Annotated in this window: 17 protein-coding genes; 5 read left to right on the top strand and 12 right to left on the bottom strand. The window is 64.4% G+C overall.

Annotated elements, in window-relative coordinates; genetic code table 11:
* Positions 1-11: 11 nt before the first annotated feature.
* The 5 genes from NMQ03_RS01950 to NMQ03_RS01930 all read right to left on the bottom strand — a co-directional run bounded on the left by NMQ03_RS01950 (position 12) and on the right by NMQ03_RS01930 (position 6757).
* Positions 12-494, bottom strand: a complete 483-nt coding sequence (locus tag NMQ03_RS01950) for a hypothetical protein (protein ID WP_255174159.1) — start codon at positions 492-494, stop codon at positions 12-14.
* Positions 491-2956: a molybdopterin oxidoreductase family protein gene (locus NMQ03_RS01945; protein WP_255174158.1), complete on the bottom strand. Its 2466-nt coding sequence runs from the start codon at positions 2954-2956 to the stop codon at positions 491-493. Before NMQ03_RS01945 ends, NMQ03_RS01950 begins: the two co-directional genes overlap by 4 nt.
* A gap of 95 nt (positions 2957-3051) precedes the next feature.
* Complete coding sequence (locus tag NMQ03_RS01940) at positions 3052-4050, bottom strand: bile acid:sodium symporter family protein (RefSeq protein ID WP_255174157.1); 999 nt, start codon at positions 4048-4050, stop codon at positions 3052-3054.
* 258 nt (positions 4051-4308) lie between these two features.
* Positions 4309-5706 (bottom strand): MFS transporter, encoded by a 1398-nt coding sequence (locus NMQ03_RS01935; RefSeq protein ID WP_255174156.1) that lies wholly within the window; start codon positions 5704-5706, stop codon positions 4309-4311.
* Between the two features lie 115 nt (positions 5707-5821).
* On the bottom strand, positions 5822-6757 hold the full coding sequence (locus NMQ03_RS01930) for a dihydrodipicolinate synthase family protein (RefSeq protein ID WP_255174155.1): 936 nt from the start codon (positions 6755-6757) through the stop codon (positions 5822-5824).
* 167 nt (positions 6758-6924) lie between these two features.
* Here NMQ03_RS01930 and NMQ03_RS01925 point away from each other — a divergent pair, with 167 nt between their 5' ends.
* Positions 6925-7950, top strand: a complete 1026-nt coding sequence (locus tag NMQ03_RS01925; RefSeq protein WP_255174154.1) for a LacI family DNA-binding transcriptional regulator — start codon at positions 6925-6927, stop codon at positions 7948-7950.
* Positions 7951-8172: 222 nt separating this feature from the next.
* Here NMQ03_RS01925 and menE read toward each other — a convergent pair whose 3' ends face one another.
* The 6 genes from menE to NMQ03_RS01895 all read right to left on the bottom strand — a co-directional run bounded on the left by menE (position 8173) and on the right by NMQ03_RS01895 (position 14735).
* Positions 8173-9735, bottom strand: a complete 1563-nt coding sequence (gene menE, locus NMQ03_RS01920; RefSeq protein ID WP_255174153.1) for an o-succinylbenzoate--CoA ligase — start codon at positions 9733-9735, stop codon at positions 8173-8175.
* 7 nt (positions 9736-9742) lie between these two features.
* Positions 9743-11068 (bottom strand): MFS transporter, encoded by a 1326-nt coding sequence (locus tag NMQ03_RS01915; RefSeq protein ID WP_255174152.1) that lies wholly within the window; start codon positions 11066-11068, stop codon positions 9743-9745.
* Between the two features lie 107 nt (positions 11069-11175).
* The gene (locus NMQ03_RS01910; protein WP_255174151.1) at positions 11176-11631 is read right to left on the bottom strand and encodes a MaoC family dehydratase; all 456 of its coding nucleotides are present in this window, start codon (positions 11629-11631) and stop codon (positions 11176-11178) included.
* A gap of 53 nt (positions 11632-11684) precedes the next feature.
* A complete protein-coding gene (locus NMQ03_RS01905) occupies positions 11685-12899 on the bottom strand; it encodes an acyl-CoA dehydrogenase family protein (protein ID WP_255175716.1) in 1215 nt (404 codons plus the stop codon).
* A gap of 1 nt (position 12900) precedes the next feature.
* The gene (locus NMQ03_RS01900) at positions 12901-13791 is read right to left on the bottom strand and encodes an amidohydrolase family protein (protein ID WP_255174150.1); all 891 of its coding nucleotides are present in this window, start codon (positions 13789-13791) and stop codon (positions 12901-12903) included.
* 2 nt (positions 13792-13793) lie between these two features.
* Positions 13794-14735, bottom strand: coding sequence for an SDR family NAD(P)-dependent oxidoreductase (locus NMQ03_RS01895; protein ID WP_255174149.1), 942 nt, complete (start codon positions 14733-14735; stop codon positions 13794-13796).
* A 130-nt stretch (positions 14736-14865) separates the two neighbouring features.
* On the opposite strand from NMQ03_RS01895, the gene NMQ03_RS01890 reads away from it, so the two are divergent.
* Together NMQ03_RS01890 and NMQ03_RS01885 are read left to right on the top strand one after the other, a co-directional pair.
* Entirely contained in the window at positions 14866-15333 is a 468-nt protein-coding gene (locus NMQ03_RS01890; RefSeq protein WP_224027260.1) for a MarR family winged helix-turn-helix transcriptional regulator, read from the top strand.
* Between the two features lie 954 nt (positions 15334-16287).
* Positions 16288-16512: a hypothetical protein gene (locus tag NMQ03_RS01885; protein ID WP_255174148.1), complete on the top strand. Its 225-nt coding sequence runs from the start codon at positions 16288-16290 to the stop codon at positions 16510-16512.
* A 456-nt stretch (positions 16513-16968) separates the two neighbouring features.
* Here the strand turns inward: NMQ03_RS01885 and NMQ03_RS01880 are convergent, their stop codons facing one another.
* The gene (locus NMQ03_RS01880) at positions 16969-17376 is read right to left on the bottom strand and encodes an SHOCT domain-containing protein (protein WP_255174147.1); all 408 of its coding nucleotides are present in this window, start codon (positions 17374-17376) and stop codon (positions 16969-16971) included.
* Between the two features lie 210 nt (positions 17377-17586).
* Here NMQ03_RS01880 and NMQ03_RS01875 point away from each other — a divergent pair, with 210 nt between their 5' ends.
* Both NMQ03_RS01875 and NMQ03_RS01870 read left to right on the top strand, forming a co-directional pair.
* Positions 17587-18147: an RNA polymerase sigma factor gene (locus tag NMQ03_RS01875; RefSeq protein ID WP_255174146.1), complete on the top strand. Its 561-nt coding sequence runs from the start codon at positions 17587-17589 to the stop codon at positions 18145-18147.
* Positions 18144-19058 (top strand): peptidase M56 family protein, encoded by a 915-nt coding sequence (locus tag NMQ03_RS01870; RefSeq protein WP_255174145.1) that lies wholly within the window; start codon positions 18144-18146, stop codon positions 19056-19058. The genes NMQ03_RS01875 and NMQ03_RS01870 overlap by 4 nt, the downstream gene beginning before the upstream one ends.
* Positions 19059-19188: the final 130 nt, after the last annotated feature.

Raw genomic sequence — 19188 nt, 5'->3', positions numbered from 1 at the left:
GCAGCCGGCGCTTAGCTGACCAGGATCTGGGTGGCGGATTCCTTCAGCTTCCCGTTGGCCCACTTCATCTGGCGGATGGTCTGCGGGTGGCACTTCTCCGCCAGGGCCAGCAGATTCTTGTCCTTCATCCCCTGGGCGGCCTGGGCCAGCAGTTCCCAGTCCGCTGACACCCCGCAGGCCTTCAGGTAAAGCTCGCGGAGGTCGCGCAGCAGCAGCATCCCGGTTTCGGGGCGACGGCCAACCATCTCGCTGCCCTTCTCCCGGATGGTTTCCATCAGCCCTGCTTCGCCGCGGGGCTCCGGATCCAGGTTTTGGCCGTAGTTCTTGGCGATGTCCGCGATGTCCCGGACGTGCTGCTGCGACCATCGCGCCAGGTCCCGGGCGAGGTGGTAGATCTCGTGGTCCACCTTGTGCCGCTCGGAGATGACCAGCAGGTGGTGTGCCAGGTCGTTCTCGGAGCGGTGCATTTCCTCCAGTACCAGCCCGAATTTCATCGTGCCCCTCCTGCCGTGCCGGTGGCTTCGTCCGCCAAGGCGGTGGGTAGGCCCTTGGTCCTGGCGTCTTCCGGGAAGACGCCGGCGGGTGCCGACGCCGTGGTGGTGGGCGCCGAAGAGGGCCCATCACCGCCGGAAATGCGGGTAATGCGTGCTGCCGCCGTCTTGAAGATGGGCTGCTTGGACGCCGCATCCCAGTCGGTAATGGTCAGTTCGTTCGCTGCCCGCCCGGCCCCGTCCGGCTGGTGTCCGCCCTTGGTGTCCCAGTAGCCGTAATGGAAGGGCAGGAAGAGGACGCCGTTCCGGATGCCGCTGATCCGCACCCGCGCACGGACCGAACCGCGGGGCGTCTCCACCTCGGCAAGGTCACCTTCGGCGATCCCGTACGCGCCGGCGTCGTCCGCTGACAACTCAACCCACACGTCAGGCGCGGCCGCCTGCAGCTCCGGTGCACGCCCCGTCTTGGTGCGGGTGTGGAACTGGTAGAGCGTGCGGCCGGTGATGAGCTGGAGCGGGAAGTCCTGGCTGGGCAGCTCGTGCGGCGGCATGTATTCGGCGGCCTTGATGATGGCCTTGCCCTCCGGGTTCAGGGCCTTGTACTCCGTGGGTTCCACCGGGGCACCGGTGATGAGGTCGCGGCCGTAGGTTTCGCAGTACTCGGGGTGCGCCCAGAATTTTCCGTCAGCGTAAATGCGTTCCGTGCCGTCCGGGTTCTCCTCGTTGCAGGGCCACTGGATGCCGGAGCCGCCGCGCAGTTTGTCGTAGGTGATGCCGGTGTAATCGCAGGGCTTACCGCGGGTACATTCCTTCCAGGCCTCGAAGGCTGATTCGGGGTCGTGCCACTTGATCAGCGGCTGCCCGTCCTTGTCCTGCAGGCCCATGCGGTGGGCGTAGTCGATGAAGATCTCCAGGTCCGGCCGGGCCTCGCCCGGCGGGTCAACCGCCTTCTCGGAGAGGTGCACGGTGCGGTCCACGTTGGTGAAGGTGCCGGTCTTTTCGCCCCAGGTGGCGGCGGGAAGGACGACGTCGGCCAGCTGGGCCGTCTCGGACAGGAAGATGTCCTGCACCACCAGGAACAGGCGGTCCTGTTCCAGGATGCTGCGGATGCGTGCCAGCTCGGGCAGCGAGACGGCGGGGTTGGTGCCGCTGACCCACAGCATCCGGATGGAGCCGTCCTCCGCGTACCGCATCATCTGCATGACGTGCGTGGGCGGGGAGTAGTGCGGGATGGACATGGGGTCGATGTTCCAGACCCGGGCCAGGTCCTGGATGTGCGCGTCGTTAGACCAGTTACGGAAGGCGGCGAGGTCGCCGTCGGCCCCGCATTCGCGGGTGTTCTCGGCGGTGGGCTGGCCGTTCATCTGCAGGATGCCGCAGCCGCGTTTGCCCAGCATGCCGCGGATGATGTTGACGTTGTTGACCTGCACGGCGGCGGCCGTGGCCTGGTTGGACTGATAGAAGCCCTGCAGCACCGTGGACAGCAGCCGCTCCGCGTGGCCAATGATGCTGGCCGCCTCGGAGATCTGTTCCGCCGGGACACCGCAGATCTCCGCCACGAGGGCCGGCGGGTAGTTCTTGACCTCTTTCTCGAGCTCGGAGTACCCCACGGTGTGCGCCTGGATGTACTCCTGGTCCACCCAGCCGTTGGTGATGATCTCGTGCAGGATGCCGTTCATCAGCGCCACGTTGGTGCCGGGCCGCGGCGCCAGGTGCACGGTGGCGGCCCTGGCCACGGGCGTCATGCGCGGGTCCACGCAGATGATCTTGGGCGGGTTGGGACCGGCCAGCCGGTCCAGCATCCGGGTCCAGAGGACGGTCTGGGTTTCCGCCACGTTGTGCCCGTACAGGGCGATGACATCGGCGTGGTCCACGTCCGTGTAGGAGCCGGGCTGCCCGTCGCAGCCGAAGGATTCCTTCAGCGCCTCCCCCGCCGTCGCGGTGCACAGACGCGTGTTGCCGTCCACGTGGTTGGTGCCGATGCCGCCGTGGGCCATAGTGCCCAGGGTGTAGTACTCCTCGGAGAAGAGTTGGCCGGTGGTGTAGAAGCCGAGGGCGCTGGGGCCCTGTTCCGCGAGCAGCGCCTTGGACTTGTCCACGATACGCTGCATGGCGGTGTCCCAGTCCGTTTCCACCAGCTTCCCGCCCTCGCGGATAAGGGGTTTGGTGAGCCGGTCCGGGGAGGCGTTGGCCTGCCAGCCGTACAGGTCCTTCGGTCCCAGCCGGCCGTGGTTGACCCGGTCCACGGCACGTCCGCGCACGCCAACGATCCTGTTGTCCTTGACGGCAATGTCCATGGCGTCGCCGTTGGAATGCAGGAGCGAGGCCGTCTGGACCCACCGGTCCACGTCCTCCGGCGTCACGCCTTCGGCCAAGTGGGTATCCACCCTGACCGGCCAGTCAGCGCCGCTGCCGTACGGCGTCCGTGTCCCCCATGGTTCAGCTATCCGGTCAATCCGAGCCATCTGTCCATCTCCTTACAGGAACCGGCGGACAGCGTCGAAACGGCGCTGTCCCTACCGGATCCTGTACCCAGGATGGCTGGCTGGAAACGGGCTCCTTAGGCTTGCTTGTCCTGCAGCGGGCGCCGGGCCAGCCAGGCGGCCACGATGGCCCCGGAGATGTTGTGCCACAGCGAGAAGACCGCGGACGGCAGTGCGGCCAGGGGCGTGAAGTGGGCGGTGGCCAGCGTCGCGGCCAGGCCGGAGTTCTGCATGCCCACTTCGAACGCGAGGGCGCGGCGGGCTTTGTCGTCCAGGCGGCCCAGCTTGCCGGCAAGGTAGCCAAGGCCCAGTCCGAATCCGTTATGAAGCACCACGGCGAGGAAGACGATGGCCCCGGCCTCAATGATCTTGTTGGCGCTGCTTACTACCACGATGGCCACGATCAGGGAGATCACGACGGCGGACGCCCACGGCAGCGCGGGCAGCACCTTGGCAACGAGCTTCTTGAGGAAGACCCGGGCGAGGAGGCTTACCACCACCGGGAGCAGCACGGTCTTGACGATATCCAGGACCATGCCGGCAGCGTCGATCTGCAGGTACGAGACGGCCAGGAACAGGACCAGCAGCGGGGTGACGATCGGGGCGATCAGGGTGGAGACGGAGGCCACGGCCACGGAGAGGGCAACATCGCCCTTGGCCAGGAAGGCCATGACGTTCGAGGCCGTGCCGGAGGGTGCGCAGCCCACCAGGATCACGCCGACGGCCAGCTCGGGCGGGAGGTTGAGGGCGCCCGCGATCAGCCAGCCTGCGCCGGGCATGATGATGTAGTGCGCCACGATTCCCAAGGCCACAGCCCACGGCCGCTTGGCCACGGCGGCGAAGTCCGGCGGGGTGAGGGTCAGGCCCATGCAGAACATGATGATGCCCAGCAGGTAGGGCACGCTGGGGGCCATGGGCTTGAAGACTCCGGGGAGCAGGAAACCGAGGATGCCGGCAACGACCACCAGGATGGGGAACACAGTCACCGCGATGCGGGCGATCCTGCTTTCCGCCTCGAGCGCGGGATTGACGGGTGTCCCGTCCGGGGACTTCTGGGGTTTAGTTGCCTCAAGCATCCAATAATGGTGGCACTGTCCTATAGGATTCCGCCAATTGATGACCGTGAACGGTAACAACGGCGGAATCCCGCGGCAATGCGCCTTTGAGGTCGACGCCTTGGCCGCCGAAGCGCAGCGCGAGTGTCCTCAAGACGGCGCACCTGGGATCTGGGCGGAACGGGAAGCAATGTTCCGAGGGTAGTCCTTGACTGGCAACGGCAGCGCCACGGACCGGAGCTGGTTCGTGGCGCTGCCATTGAGGCGGGTGCTAGGGAGTTAGGGCGAGAGTTCCTCGAGGACCCGGCCTTTAGTTTCGATGGCGAAGAAGATAGTCACCAGGCCACCTATGAGGGCAACGGCTGCGAAGACGGTGAACACCAGGCTGATGCCGTAGTTGTCCACGATGTAGCCGACCAGGATGGGGCCGATGGCGGAGCCGGCGCGGAGCCAGGCGCTGCCGAAGCCGGTGCCGATGGCGCGGAGCCGGGTCGGGTACAGCTCGGCGGAGTAGAGGTAGAGCGAGAAGGAGATGGTCTGGAGGATGGCGTAGGCGATGCTGGCGAATACTACGACCTGTGTCGCCGACACGGCGCCGAGGGCTGTGAGGATGACAAGAGGGACGGTCGCGGCCAGGAAGGCGAATGTGTACCAACGTTTACGGCCTACGCGGTCGATCAGCAGTGCGCAGAGGATGGATGCCACGACGCCCACGGCGGAGGTGACCCAGCCGTAGGCGAGGCTGGTCTGCAGGGGGAGGTTGAATGTCTGCTTGTAAAGGGTCGGCAGCCAGGTGACCAGGCCGTTGTTGACCATGTAGACGCAGATCCAGAGCATCCAGATCATGAAGGTGCGCTTTTTGTATATGCCTGAGAAGAGTTCGCGCCAGCTGGTGCGGGCGGTGGCCTTCGGATCCACGGGGCGGATGACGGGCTCGGAGAGGGTGTGTCCTGCCTTGAGTGCTTCCTTTTCGAGCATGGTGACGACGGTTTCGGCTTTGTGGACGTGTCCGCGGGAGGCTAGCCAGCGCGGTGATTCGGGCATCAGCCACCGCATCGGGATGGTGAGCAGGGCCGGGACGATGCCGACGATGAACATGGCCTTCCAGCCAACGACCGGGACGAGGAAGTATCCGGCGACGCCCGCGAACATGAGACCGACAGGGAAGATGACCTCGTAGAGCAGGAAGAATCTGCCGCGCTTCTTGGCTCCGACGAATTCGTTGATGTAGGCGCTGGCGACCGGTACTTCGCCGCCGGTGCCGATGCCTTGGAGAAAGCGGAAGATGATCATTGACGTGGCGCCCCAGGCGAAGAGGCAGGCTACGTCCATGGAGACGAAAAGCAGGATCGTGATCAGCAGGACCGGGAGGCGTCCGATCCGTTCGGCGAGTTGGCCGAAGAAGAGTGATCCGAAGATTTGGCCGACGTAGCCGGCGGAGAGGATCATTCCGATTTCCCCGGCGGTGAGGTGCCATTCTGAGGACAGCTGGGGCATTGCGAATGCGATGGCCAGGACGGTGTAAGCGTCGAAGAACGTGGCTGACCCGATGACCACGCGGATGAGGGTCAGGCGTCGGGTGAGCGGGAGCCGTTCGAGGCGGGCTACGAGCTCTGCATTGATCCTGGCGGCGTTGGGGCCGCCAGCCATGGTTGTGGTGTTGTTTGGCTCGCGCATTGCGAGTCCTCCTTCTCCAGCGGTGATGCTGGGGTCCTCATTGACCAGAGTGGAGATGGCTAAAGCCTAGGGGAGGATGGCGGGAGTTGCTCCCGCCATCCTCAGGATCCGGGGATCAGGCGCTGACGGTGACCTTGCCGATGTTCGCGGCAGCGAAGGCTTCCGCGATTTCGGTTTCGGCGCCCTGGGGCAGGGGCAGGAGCGGGGTGCGCACCGTGGCGTGGTCCAGAATGCCGCGGTTCACGAGGCCCCACTTCAAGGCGACCGTGCCTTCCATGTGGGAGCCGCGGTGGTAAACGTTCTTCGTTACCGGGAGCAGCCGCTCATGGATTGCGTGGGCACGCTTGTAGTCCTGCGCCTTGCCTGCTTCGATCAGTTCGACGAGCAGTTCGGGGGCGATGTTACCGTAGCCGACGAGCAGGCCGTCGACATCGAACATTGTCGGCAGCAGGTATTCGTCGTGGCAGGACAGGATCTGCAGTTCGGGGTAAGCGGCGCGCAGGGCGGGGATCTCGGTGTACCACCGACGCATGTTCCGGACACCGTTCTTCGTGGCAAAGACTCCCTCCTGGCCAGCGATCTCCAGCTGAGTGTCGAGGTCGTAGGTCGCCTTGGTGTTGTCGGGGTACTGGAAGAGGATCAGCGGCAGGCCGGACTCTTCATAGATTTCCTTGTAGCGCGACTGCGGTGCGCCCTGCTGGTAGCCGAAGCGCAGCCAGCCGTGCGAGGGGTAAACGAGACCAGCTGACGCGCCGGCCTCGACGGCCTTCTTGGCCTCGAGGGCCGCAGTCTTGTTGCCTTCCTTGGTGATACCAGCCACAACCGGTACCCGGCCGTCGGTGGAGGCCACGAACGCGCGGATGACGTCAAGCTGTTCTTCTTCGGTGAGGAACGTGCCTTCGCCGGCGTGGCCCAGGACGACGAGGCTCTTTACGCCCTCAATCGATCCGAGCCACGAACCCAGGCGCTGGATCGCAGCGAAGTCGACAGCGCCATCTTCGGTGAACGGGGTGACAGGTGCGGGGCTAAGTCCGCGGAGATCGAGTGCCATTTGCAGCTACCTTCTTGTCTTCATTGATGGTCGGTAGTTCCGCTAAGATGAAATCGTTTGCGGGAACGTTTTCAAGTTTGCACGTGTCGCAGCTCACTGTCAAGAGAACGTTTGCAAGAAGGAGGAATAGAGTGGCTGTAACACCCTTGCTGAAGAGGAGAACCGCGATGGAACGTCCCGCCCCCGCAGGGATTGTCACGCTCAAGGATGTCGCGGCTGCCAGTGGCGTGAGCATCTCGACCGCCAGCCGCGCGCTGGATGAACGCACCACCTCCAGATCCGCGGCGGCAGCCCATGTCCGGAAGATCGCGGAAGAACTCGGGTACCGGCGGAACTCCTTTGCCTCAAGCCTGCGCCGCGGCGAGACCCGGACTTTGGGCGTCCTTGTGCCCCGGCTCAGCGACACGGTCATGGCCTTGATGTTCGAAGAGCTCGAGAAGGCAGCGTCTTCCCGCGGCTACTTTGCGATGGTCGCCACCAGCGGAGATGACCCCGTGGATGAACGCAGCGCGGCCGAAACACTCCTCGATAGAAACGTCGATGGGTTGATTCTCGCCACGGCGCGGCTCGATGACGAGCTCCCCCGACTGCTGCGTGAGCGCCGTGTAGCGCATGCGCTGGTGCTCCGAACCGACGGCATCAGTCCCTCGGCGCTCGGAGACGACGAGGTCGGCGGCTACCTCGCCACACGTCACCTCATCGACCTGGGCCATCGCAACATTGCTGTCGTTACCGGCCCCGCTTTCACCTCCACCGGAACCGCACGCTTGGCGGGAGCACGCAGAGCACTGAATGAAGCAGGCATCCAGCCGCGCGAAGAATGGCTTATCGCTGCCGGGTACGGCATCGAGAATGGCTACACGGTAAGCGAAACGCTCCTCGCAGGAACACCGCAATCCCGCCCGACAGCCATCTTCGCCGCCAACGACAACATCGCCATGGGTGTCATGGCCGCAGCCCACCGCAACGGGATCAGCATCCCCGACAATCTGGCATTGGTCGGATACAACGACACGCCACTGTCCGCCCGGCTGCCGACGCCCCTGACCTCGGTGCACGTTCCCCTGGACCAGATAGCAGCCACCGCCATCGACCTCATCGTCAACCCAGGCATCGAACCACTCATCCGCCGGTCCATGCCCACTCTCATCCCACGCCAATCCAGCGGAGCGCCCCAGCGCACCGGTACGTGAAACAGCACCCTATGCTGCCCCTGGGGTTGTCTGGGTTGCGAAGTCGTTGACATCCACGGAAGCTCCGCTGTTGTCGAAATCGAGGTGGCGCGCTTCCTTCCACCGCAGTCTCGGTGTCACTTTCCAAACGGGCGCCCGTGGACGTGCCGCCTGACAGGGCTCATCGCCCCTTAAGACAATCGCCCGCTCCGGGATACCGGGGCGGGCGTTGTACAGCGAACGTCAGAGCTGCTTGCGGAGCTCCATCTTGCGGATTTTGCCGCTGGCGGTGCGCGGCATGTCCTCCACCACCACTAATGACTTGGGGATCTTGTAGCGGGCGAGCCTGCCGTCGAGGAAGCTGCGCAGCTGCTCCGCGGTCAACGATTCCCCTTCGCGCAGGGTCACGATCGCCTGGGGGACCTCGCCCCATTTGTCATCCGGGACGCCGATGACGGCCACGCTGCCCACGGCACTGTGCTCGGAGATGACCGCTTCCACCTCTGCCGGGTAGATGTTCTCCCCGCCGGAGATGATCATGTCCTTGAGCCGGTCCGAGACGAACAGGAAGCCTTCCGGGTCCCGGTAGCCCATGTCGCCGGAGCGGAACCATGCCCCGTCCGCATAGCTGGCGGCAGTGGCCTCCGGCCGGTTCCAGTACTCCTTGATCACGTTGGGGCCGGAGATCTGGATTTCCCCCACCTCGCCAGGGGCCACCGCGCCACCCATGGGATCGGCGATCCGGAGGTCGGTGAAAAAGTGCGGCAGGCCCGCCGAACCGGCTTTCTCCCTGGACCGGTCCACGGGAAGCATGGTGACGCCGGGGGCCGTTTCGGTCATGCCGTAGCAGCTGGTGAAGCCGATGCCGCGGTCCTCGTACGCGTCCAGGACCCGGCGCGGAATGGCGGAGCCCCCGCAGGTGAGCTTGTCCAGGGAGCTGAGGTCCGCGGTTGCCCAGCCTGGGTCTTCGCAAAGCAGCTGGAACGTGGTGGGCACCCCGTTGAGGGTGGTCACCTTGTGTTTCTGGATCAGGTCCAGAACCCTGGCGGGATCGAACTTGGCCTCGAGGACCACGGTGGCGCCCTTGAGGAGCATCGGCAGCAGCCCCATGTCCAGGGACGCCACGTGGAACAGCGGCGAGATCATCAGCGCCACGTCGTTGCGGTTCAGGTCCATGTCCACGATGGTGTTGATGCAGTTCCACGTGATGTTCCCGTGCGTCAGCAGCGCACCTTTGGGCTTGCCCGTGGTCCCGGAGGTGTACAGGATCATGGCGCCGTCGTCATGGGCCACGGGCACGTCGACGGGTTCGGCAGCCGCCGTTTGCAGCGCCTCCCCGTACTGTTCCACCGTGACGGAGCGTTCGACGGCGGCGGGTGACGCGGCGGCGGAAGGTTCCGTCCCGCCGTCGAGCGTTACCACCAGGCGGTGGGTGACACCGGTCCCTTCCAGCGCGGCAGTTGCGGACGCCTCAAGGACGCCGGCGTTGACCAGGAGCCGGGCTCCGGAATCCTGCAGCTGGAACTGCAGTTCCGGCGGCGCGAGCCGGGTGTTCAGCGGCACGAAGATGGCGCCCAGGATGCCGCAGGCAAAGAACGTTTCCACGAAGGAAGGGTGGTTCTCGCCAAGGTAGGCCACCCGGTCACCCTTGGCCACTCCCCTGTCCCGGAGTGCGTTGGCCAGGCGGTCGGCCCTTTCGGCCAGCTCTTGGTAGCTCAAGGCGCCGGCACCGGACAGGAGGGCTGCCTTGGAGCCCGACTTCCGGCGGCGGCGCTGCAGCCAGGATCCAACTCCATTGTTGTCCATGGTTCTCCTAACGGACCGTGGTGAGGTCGTTGTTCTTAGATTCCCGCGTCAGGGTGATGAAGACAATCGAGACCAGCGCCATGACGGACAGGAACACCACCACCGGGAGGATGTTTTGCCCGGAGTCCTTGTAGAGTCCGGCGATGATGCCCGGGGTGAAGCCTGCGCCGATGAGGGTGGCCAGCTGGTAGCCCACGGCGGCGCCGGTGTAGCGGGAGGTGGTGCCGAACTGTTCGGACACGAACGCCGCCAGCGGCCCGTAAAGGGAGGAGTGCAGGATGAGCGCCACGGTGAAGGCCAGGAAGACCAACCCCACGTTGCCCGAGCCGAGCATGCCGAACATTGGGAAGAGGTAGGCGATGAACAGGGCCAGGCCGGCGATCATCACCGGGCGGCGGCCGAACCGGTCCGAAAGGCGGCCGCCCAGCAGGACGAAGACGATGGAGATGGCGGAGGCTCCGGCGAAGGCGTAGAGCACGCCCTGTTGCGGTGCGCCCTTGGACACGGCGTACGTCACGGAGAAGGTGGGCAGCACCACCTGCAGGCCGAAACCGGCAGCCCCGGCGAACATGATCATGATCAGTGCCTTGGGCCGGCGGAGCACGTCCAGCAGCGGGATCTTGCGCTTGGCACCCTGCGCCTCTTCTTTGGCCACGGCCTCGGCGAAGATGGGGCTTTCGGAGACCCGGAGGCGGACGAACATGCCCACGATGAGGAGCACGAAGGACAGCAGGAACGGCACGCGCCAGCCCCAGGCCAAAAACGCATCCTGCGGCAGGGCCGAAAAAGCGCCCATTACCAGGGTGCCCAGCACGGCGCCGGTGGGGGCACCGGCGTTGACGAACGACGCCGCGAAGCCGCGCCGTTTGGGGTCCGCGTGCTCCAGGGCCATCAGTGCGGCCCCGCCCCATTCACCGCCGACGGCGATGCCCTGGCAGACCCGCAGCAGCACCAGGATGACCGCGCCCCACGGCCCGATCACGCCGGCACCCGGAATCACACCAATAAGGGTGGAGGCGATGCCCATCATGGCCATGGAGATGATCAGCATCCCCTTGCGGCCCACCTTGTCACCGAAGTGACCGAAGATCACGCCACCCAGCGGCCTGGCAACGTACCCAGCGGCAAAGGTGGCGTAAGCGGCGACGACGCCCACCCATTCGTCCGTGCCGGCGAAGAAGACCTTGGGGAAGGCCACTGCTGCTGCCGTGGCATACAGCAGGAAGTCGTAGAACTCGATGGTGCTGCCCAGATAGCTGGACAGGATGACCGTGCGCGCTTCCTTGCGCTTGGCGGCCGTGCCCGCAGGTGCGAGCGTGGTGTGTCCGGACATGGCTGTTCCTAAAAACGGAGGAATGTGGGGGTTTTGGGGTTGCCTGAGGCGGCGGCGCCGGAGCGGACCGCCTGGGGTTTGGAACTGCTGTTACTGGTGGAAGCGGCTTACTTGTAGAAGCGGGCCAGGAATTCGGCCACGACGGCCGGGCGTTCCTGGCCTTCGATCTCGATGGTGGCGTTGACCTTGATCTGGGCGCCGCCCTTGACCTCGGTCACCTCGGCGATGGTGGCCTGCATGCGGACCTTGGAGCCCGCGGTGACCGGTGAGGTGAAGCGGACCTTGTCCAGGCCGTAGTTGACCTTGGTGGTGACGCCCTCGACGTCGAACAGCTCGCCCCAGAACGGGATGATCAGGGACAGGGTGAGGAAACCGTGGGCGATGGGTGCGCCGAACGGGCCGTCCTTGGCCCGTTCGGGGTCGGTGTGGATCCACTGGTGGTCGTCGGTGGCGTCCGCGAACAGGTTGATCTGTTCCTGGGTGATCTGGCGGTAGTCGGTGGTGCCGAGGTCCTTGCCGGACAGGGTGAGCAGGGTGTCGAAATCGACGACGAGATTGGGCATCGTTGCCTCCTGGGCTGGTGTGTGGTTGTGGTGCTGTGCAGGTGTTGCAGGGCTTAGCGGGTGAAGGCGCTTTCGCCGGTGAGGGCGCGGCCGATGATGAGGGCGTTGATCTCGTGGGTGCCTTCGTACGAGTAAACGGCTTCGGCGTCAGCGTGGAAACGCGCGACGGCGGTTGCCAGGGTGATGCCGTTGCCGCCCACCACTTCGCGGGCCAGGGCTACGGTGTCGCGCATGAACAGGGACGTTTGCATCTTGGCCAGGGCGGAGTCCTGGTCGCGGTAGACGCCTTTGGCCTGCTGTTCCGTGAGCCGGACCACCAGGGACAGGCTGGCTGTGACGTTGCCCAGCATGCGGGCCAGTTTTTCCTGGACCAGCTGGAAGGAGCCTAGAGTCCGGCCGAACTGCCGGCGTTCGTTGACGTAGGCGAGGGCGGCCTCGAAGGCACCGGCGGCAATGCCGGTGGCGATCCAGGCGACGTCCGAGCGCATGGCCCGGAGCATCGCCGCCACATCCCGGAAGGAGTTCACGTTGTGCAGGCGCATGGCCTCGGGGACGCGGACACCGGTGAGGGTGATGTGGGCGTTCTGCATCATCCGCAGCGAGGTCTTGCCCTGGATCTTCTCCAGGCTGACGCCGTCGGCTGTCCGGTCCACGAGGAAGGCCTTGACCTGCCCGTCCGCGGTGTCCCGGGCGAATACTGCGAGGACGTCCGCGGTGACTGCGCCGCCGATCCAGCGTTTGGCACCGTCCAGGATCCAGCTGCCGTCGGCCTGCCGCCGGGCGGTGGTGGAGAGTCCGCCGGCGATGTCCGATCCGGATTCTGGTTCGGTCAGCGAGAACACGCCCTTGAGGGAGAAGTCGATGACCTTGGGCATCCATTCGGCCTGCTGTTCCGCCGACGCACCCACCCGGATGGCTGTCCGGAACAGGCCGGCCTGGGCGGTGTACCAGGTGGCCAGGGACGCGTCCGTGCGGGCAAGCTCGAAGATCCGGAAGCCCTGGTAAATGCCGCGGGCCGGGCCGTCGGCCGTGAGCTCGGCAGGTTCCATCAGGTCCAGGTCGATCAGCGGCCGGGCGAGCTGCTCGGGAAACTCCCCGCGTTCCCAGTACTCGGCCAGGAGGGGCCTGGCGTTCGCGTCCAGGAATGACCGCAGCCGGGACAGGACCTGGCGCTCCTCGGGAGTGAGTAGGGACTCGGCGTCGTACCAGTCCGCTGCTTCGTACAGCCGGGCACCCAGGGCGGCATCCGGCGTCGCCAGCGTGCCCATCTCAGCCACCCAGCCCGAGGAGGCGGACCGCGTTGTCCTTGAGGATCTTGGGCCGGACCTCGTCCTTCAGCGGGAGGTCCGCGAAGGCCCCGAGCCACTTTTGCGGGGTGATCAGCGGGAAGTCGGTGCCGAACAGCACCTTGTCCTGGAGGTAGGAGTTGGAGGCCTTCACCAGCGATTCCGGGAAGTACTTGGGCGACCAGCCGGAAAGGTCGATGAACACGTTGGCCTTATGGGTGGCGATGGAGTTGGCCTCGTCCTGCCACGGCACGGACGGGTGGGCCATGATGATCTGCAGGCCCGGGAAGTCCGCGGCCACGGCGTCCAGGAGCAGGGGGTTGGAGTAGGCCAGCTTGATGCCGAAACCGCCGGGAAGGCCCGCGCCCATTCCGTTTTGGCCGGTGTGGAAGATGGCGGGCAGGCCCAGTTCCTGGAGGGTTTCCCAGAGCGGGTAGAAGCGCTCGCTGGAGGGGTCGAAGCCCTGCAGGGACGGGTGGAACTTGAAGCCGCGGGCGCCGAGTTCGATGGCCTGGTGTTTGGCGCCGGCGATGGCGTCCTCGCCGGTGCGAGGGTCCACGCTGCCGAACGGGATCAGGACGTCATTGTTCCGGGCGGCACCGGCGATGAGTTCGGGGATGCTGTTGGGCTCGTGCTTGAGTTGGGTGCGGGCGTCCACGGTGAAGACGACGGCGGCCATGTTCACTCCGCGGTAAACCTCGGCGATGCGGTCCAGGGACGGGGCGCGGTCCTCGGCCTTGAAGTACTTGGCCGAGGCTTCGGTCAGTTCCTCCGGCAGGGAACCGTGGCCGCAGCTGTCCACCTCAAGGTGGACGTGCATGTCGATGGCATCGAGCTTTGTGGGGTCGATGCCCAGTTCGTAACGGTCGGCCATGGTCAGCGGGCCTCGGCGGGCTGTGCGGGCTTCAGGTCCTCCGGCAGGGGAAGGAATTCTTCGCCATACGTTTGGAGCGTTTCCGCGGTGAACAGGTGGCCGGCGTTTTCATGCAGCGCCTCATAACTCCAGCCGCCCTCGCGGTACTCGGTGGTGGCCGCTTCCGGGTGGGTCCAGACCTGAAGCCGGTCACCGCCGGCGCCGATGGCCTGGCCGGTGATGTTGGCTGCCTCGTCGGAGGCGAGGAAGGCAACCAGTCCGGAGACGTCGTCGGCCGTTCCAAAGCCCAGGTCGTGGCGGAAGAAGGACGGCATGGCCTCGCCGCGCTCGTCCGCTTCCACGGCTTTCTGGAAGTAGGGCACGGTCTTGGTCATGGCGGTGGCGGCCACGGGGATGACGCTGTTGACCGTCACGCCGGCCTTCTTCATTTCCAGCGCCCAGGTGCGGACCATGCCCACGATGCCGGCCTTGGCGGCGGCGTAGTTGGTCTGGCCGAAGTTGCCGCGCTGGCCCGTTGGCGAACCGATGGTGATGATGCGGCCCCGGACGTTGTGTTCCTTGAAGTAGGCGTAGGCCTCGCGGACGCAGGTGAAGGTGCCCTTGAGGTGGACGTTGATCACCAGGTCGAAGTCCTCGTCCGTCATTTTGAGCAGGGACTTGTCGCGGAGGATGCCGGCGTTGGTGACCAGGATGTCCAGGCCGCCGAAGGTGTCCACGGCTCCGGCCACCAGCGCCTTGGCGGCATCGGTGGTGCCCACCGGAACCACCACGGCGGTGGCGCGGCCGCCGTCGGCCTCGATCTGGGAGACGGCCTGCGCGGCGGTGTCGGCGTTGACGTCGTTGATGACGACGGCGGCGCCCTGGCTGGCGAGCTCCCTGGCGTAGGCGAGGCCGAGACCCTGCCCGCTGCCGGTGACGATTGCAACCTTGCCGTTCAAGCTCATGGCCTGCTCCTTCGCATGCGACGGCCGAAGCCGTTGGGGTGGTCCCACTGCGGTGTGAGATCCTTGTTGGAATCAATGAAATTACGGATCATTGAAAAAGTCAACGATTGTTTTTTACACCGGAGTTGTGATGGCCACCTTGGGCACCGAAGTTCAGACACCCCGCCTTGCGGCAGCCAGGATCGGCAGTGATGTGGGCCTGCTGCTCGCCAAGCTGCACGCCGCCGGCTCGGTGCTGAACAACAAGGCGTTGGCTGACTTCGGGCTGCGGGAGCGGTCCTTCTCCATCCTGACGCTGGCGTGCAGCGGGCTTGAGCCCACGCAGCGGGAACTGGCAGATTTCCTCAGCCTGGACCCCAGCCAGGTGGTCACCCTTGTGGACGATCTGGAACGCCGCGGCCTCGTGGAACGGGCGCAGGGCAAGCAGGACCGGCGCGCCAAGATCATCGTCTCCACTGCCGAGGGGCGGAAGATGCACGCGAAGGCCCGCACCGCCATGGACGCGGCCGAACTGAACCAGCTGGCCGTGCTGTCCGGGGAGGAGTCGCAGGAACTGAAGCGGCTGCTCCGCAAGGCACTGTGGGGCGCGGCGGAGTAGGCAGCTGCCTGGATTTCCGTTTTTAAGGTTTAGCTACACGAGCTTGGGCAACTCCGTGAACCCGTTCGGGGACCGATGAGACGTTACTCATTCCAAGGGTTCCGACACACTCTGGAGCGTTGCGGTTAGGGCACCTTCACCGTGCATTTCATCGTGCGGGGTAAACGTGCATGTATGGTCAGCAGCGGTTGCGAAACAAGAATCCATGCCTGGCTGCACGGTAAACGACCGCCATACGGGCACAACCCCGGCAAGGAATCTCAACGGTGAACACTTCCGCCCCCCGCACCCAGCGCCGGCGTATCCTGTGGACATGGCCATGGGGGCAGGCAAGAGCGACAACAGATATGAGTGGCAATCATGGCCACCGGATTCCTTAGAGGGAATGCCGCCTAAGCGGAGGCGCTTGGTAAGCTGGGCAATTTTTTGGTTCATTATCCTGGGATCATTGCTGGGGTCCGCCCTAGAGGCATTCGGCGTTCCGGAACCGTGGCGATCCACGCTTGTAGCCGCCGCATTGGCTGCAATGTTTGTTCCCTTGATCCGGGCCGCAGCTTCGGAGGCCCGACAGCTCCGCGCCGAAGGGATTGAACTGCCTTCCTATCGGGTTACCCGCAAGTCATTGATCTCCATGGGCGTCCTCACTGGTGTCCTTTGGATCGCCTTTGCCGTAGTTGCATTCAGCGGGAGGCCCGTCTTCCCGCTAGTGCCAATTGCCGCCACCGCATGGCTGGTTTTCCAAATCCAACGGTGGAGAAAGCCATCAGCCGACGAAACCGCACCTGCGCGTACCGAGACGCCTGACTCGCCGAGCTGACTACATCAACGGCGGCCGGTGAAGGATCGGCAAGCGGACATCTCCTGGAACACGGAGTCGGCAACACTGACTGGGACCAATGGGACAATCAGGTTCCGGGCTCGGGTCAACCTGCTAAATCATCTTGGGGGCAGCGAATGGGTGAAGGCGTAGTTTTCGTGCTGGTGGCCGCTGTTTGGTTTGTCTTCCGTAAGCGGATAGCGGCATATCAGGTGTACCTGATTACGGAGAAGTTCAAAGTCCTTCCCGTTAGGGACACAGCCGAGCAGGTGCGGGGTATGGAACTGCTGGGCACGCTGTTCTGTGCGCTGCTCTTTGTCGCCGGTGTGTTGTTGATGGTTCTCCGCACGATGCTCAGGTAGACCGTCGACGGCGTGCGGTGGAGGATCCTCCACCGCACGGTGGCCCACGTCGGGGCTCAGCCCGGATCGGCTTGGAGTAAAAAGCAGCTGGGGCATTCCGCTGGAGGCGGGATTATGCTTCCACAATGGGGAACCTGGAAGAACGGAAAGTCCAGCCGCGCTGGATGAATTGGTTATGGCTGGTTGCAGCGATCCCGGTTGGTTCGGGTGTTGCATGGATAGTCAGAAACTTCAGCCCGCTAGCTCCCGATGCGTTGGCCGTGCCTGTAGCCTGCGTCGTGGTCTTTGCTATGGCGATAGCCGTTTCCTCTCGCAAGAGCCACAAAAGGTTGAACGGCAACGAGCCCTCCCACCCGTCAGGGTCGCGGCTCGAGTGAATCGCTAGACGGCCTATCCGCCTGGTACAGAGTGGCGCTCGGTAGAGGATCCCTGACCGGGCGGCTTTAGCGTGGACGCTTAGCTTTCGAGTATGCGACGTTTGGCTGCGGAAAATTCTTCTGTGCTGAGGGCGCCCCTCGAATAGAGGTCCGCAAGAAGGGAAAGATCCGCTGCGACCGAGTGCGGGCCGGTGCTTTGATTCTTCGTATGGCGCTTGCCAACCGTGCCAGAAGCAGCCGCCGTGGCCTTCGTTCGGCTCTTTGTCAGTGCGTACAAGACAAGCATGATGGCACCAAGAACCGCTACGGCAATCCCAAGCGGCATGGATAAGTACGAATGGAAGGCTGTCCCTATGATTGCGATGGCTACTCCCGCGCAAACCAAACCGACGCCAGATACCCAGCGGGCTGTCTCACGAAGGGGGTGCTTTCCTTTGAACTCAAACAAGTACCCGTCGGCAGGACTGGGAACCGCGTGCTCGTTCATGTGCTGAAGCCTAGCTTCGACCTGGATCATTGAACATCCCCATTTTTCTGGGAGTCTCACCACCGCAAGTAACCCGATCGATAAGCGGACATGCTCTGTTTCCGCTCTTGAAGCTTTCCTGATCGGGCGAAACCTTTTGGACTTTGCCGGACACTAAAGGGCATGGGGACCATAGATACGGGTGATGAGACGCTGTGGCGCCGGAGCCTTTTGGGACAGGGCGACGCTTTTGGCGACCTGTACGACCGGCACCGCGACAGGGTTTTCCGCCACGCCTACCGGCTGTGCGGAAACCACCACGATTCCGAAGACATCATGGCCGCGGCGTTCCTTGAACTGTGGCGACGGCGAAAGCACGTCCGAGTGGTCGAGGGATCCATTCTTCCCTGGCTGCTGGTCACGACCACGAACGTTGCGCGAAACCGTGCCCGTGCTGCCGCTCGCTACCAACGGCTTCTGAACTCGCTGCCGCGCAGCCGGGAACCTGACGACGCCAGTGCAGATCCCTACCGCCGATACCAAAACCAGCTGGACAACGACCTGGCACAGGCTTTGGCCAGCTTGACCATTGAGGATCTGCAGCTGGTGAGCCTGGTCGTTTTCGAAGAACACACCATCGCTGCAGCCGCGGCCATCCTGAATCTGACACCGTCAGCAGCGAAATCACGCATGCACCGAGCCAGACAGCGGCTAAGAACCGCCCTGAACGGGGATGCATCAACGAACTCACCCACGGCTGCAACCCCAGTTCTGGAAGGAGAACGGTCATGAATCAGCTCCACGTGGACGACCTCTTCAGTGACGCCCTGCGCACGAAACTCGTGACAGAAGTCGAAAAAATCGCTCCTTCCCGGGCAAAGAAGCGCGCCAGACTCTGGGCTGGAACTGCGGCAGTTGCCGGCATCGGCCTCCTAGGCGGTGTCGGCGCGACCGCCGCCGGCCTGTTTTCAACTCCCGGCTCCTCGCAGGTGACACCCCTGGCATCTCCTGTGACAGAGATACACACAGGAACGGCCACTGTTCAGCTCGGTCACACACCCGAAGGCGCCACAGGCATCGAACTGCAGCTCAACTGCCTCACTCCTGGGCGCTTTGAATTCGAGGACGGCGCCAACGCCACCTGCAAACCGGAGGACGTTGGAACACGCCAGGACTGGACCGGTTACACGCTGCCTCTCACGGCCGGAAAAGAGAGCATCACCATCACTACGAGCCCCCAAGCCAGCTGGAAACTAACAGCCCAGTACGTCAATACCGAAATTACCGACTGGGCAGTGAACCCCCATGGAGATACCTACGGTGCTGCAAACGAAAACGGAAGCCCCGACCTGGTCGCCGTCATAGCAACAAACGGGACAAGCGGATACGCCTACCGAACCGACCTCGAGGACGCCAACGGAACAACAGCCAGCAAAACGTTCAAGAGCCCCGCGGACGCCCTCGCCTGGCAGGAATCAATCAAGGGCAAAGAGTTCGTCGTCCCCGTCTACGACTCAACGGGCAAAACCGTGGTCGGCGAATTCGTCATCGGCCGCGGAACCGGCACCTCCGGAGTCGTGGGAGAACCGGCACCGGAATGCGCCGGAGTTCCGCCCACACTGGGTCCTGGCGAAACCTACCCCTGCCCCGGCCTGTCGACAACCGAAACCGGACGCCCCGCAATCCCAGTCCCTTCAAAGTAACTGCAAGTACCTGGCATGCCCGTATACCGATCGGCTAACGGGCAGCTAATCAATCCCCTCTTGGGCTGTCCTGTGCGACAAATAGCGTCGCGAAGATACCGCTATTTATCGCCGGATGTCACACAAGGAC

Source organism: Arthrobacter sp. DNA4, assembly GCF_024362385.1.
Lineage (GTDB): Bacteria > Actinomycetota > Actinomycetes > Actinomycetales > Micrococcaceae > Arthrobacter.
The sequence above is the reverse complement of the archived record's forward strand: the minus strand, read 5'-3'. Positions and strand labels throughout refer to the sequence as shown.

Bases quoted from the DNA above. Each gene is read 5' to 3' on its own strand.
- NMQ03_RS01940 (WP_255174157.1), bottom strand. From the start codon at position 4,050: ATGCTTGAGGCAACTAAACCCCAGAAGTCCCCGGACGGGACACCCGTC.
- NMQ03_RS01915 (WP_255174152.1), bottom strand. From the start codon at position 11,068: ATGTCCGGACACACCACGCTCGCACCTGCGGGCACGGCCGCCAAGCGC.
- NMQ03_RS01895 (WP_255174149.1), bottom strand. From the start codon at position 14,735: ATGAGCTTGAACGGCAAGGTTGCAATCGTCACCGGCAGCGGGCAGGGT.
- NMQ03_RS01890 (WP_224027260.1), top strand. From the start codon at position 14,866: ATGGCCACCTTGGGCACCGAAGTTCAGACACCCCGCCTTGCGGCAGCC.
- NMQ03_RS01925 (WP_255174154.1), top strand. From the start codon at position 6,925: ATGGAACGTCCCGCCCCCGCAGGGATTGTCACGCTCAAGGATGTCGCG.
- NMQ03_RS01870 (WP_255174145.1), top strand. From the start codon at position 18,144: ATGAATCAGCTCCACGTGGACGACCTCTTCAGTGACGCCCTGCGCACG.
- NMQ03_RS01910 (WP_255174151.1), bottom strand. From the start codon at position 11,631: ATGCCCAATCTCGTCGTCGATTTCGACACCCTGCTCACCCTGTCCGGC.
- NMQ03_RS01900 (WP_255174150.1), bottom strand. From the start codon at position 13,791: ATGGCCGACCGTTACGAACTGGGCATCGACCCCACAAAGCTCGATGCC.
- NMQ03_RS01885 (WP_255174148.1), top strand. From the start codon at position 16,288: ATGGGTGAAGGCGTAGTTTTCGTGCTGGTGGCCGCTGTTTGGTTTGTC.
- NMQ03_RS01905 (WP_255175716.1), bottom strand. From the start codon at position 12,899: ATGGGCACGCTGGCGACGCCGGATGCCGCCCTGGGTGCCCGGCTGTAC.
- NMQ03_RS01930 (WP_255174155.1), bottom strand. From the start codon at position 6,757: ATGGCACTCGATCTCCGCGGACTTAGCCCCGCACCTGTCACCCCGTTC.
- NMQ03_RS01880 (WP_255174147.1), bottom strand. From the start codon at position 17,376: ATGAACGAGCACGCGGTTCCCAGTCCTGCCGACGGGTACTTGTTTGAG.
- NMQ03_RS01935 (WP_255174156.1), bottom strand. From the start codon at position 5,706: ATGCGCGAGCCAAACAACACCACAACCATGGCTGGCGGCCCCAACGCC.
- menE (WP_255174153.1), bottom strand. From the start codon at position 9,735: ATGGACAACAATGGAGTTGGATCCTGGCTGCAGCGCCGCCGCCGGAAG.
- NMQ03_RS01945 (WP_255174158.1), bottom strand. From the start codon at position 2,956: ATGGCTCGGATTGACCGGATAGCTGAACCATGGGGGACACGGACGCCG.
- NMQ03_RS01950 (WP_255174159.1), bottom strand. From the start codon at position 494: ATGAAATTCGGGCTGGTACTGGAGGAAATGCACCGCTCCGAGAACGAC.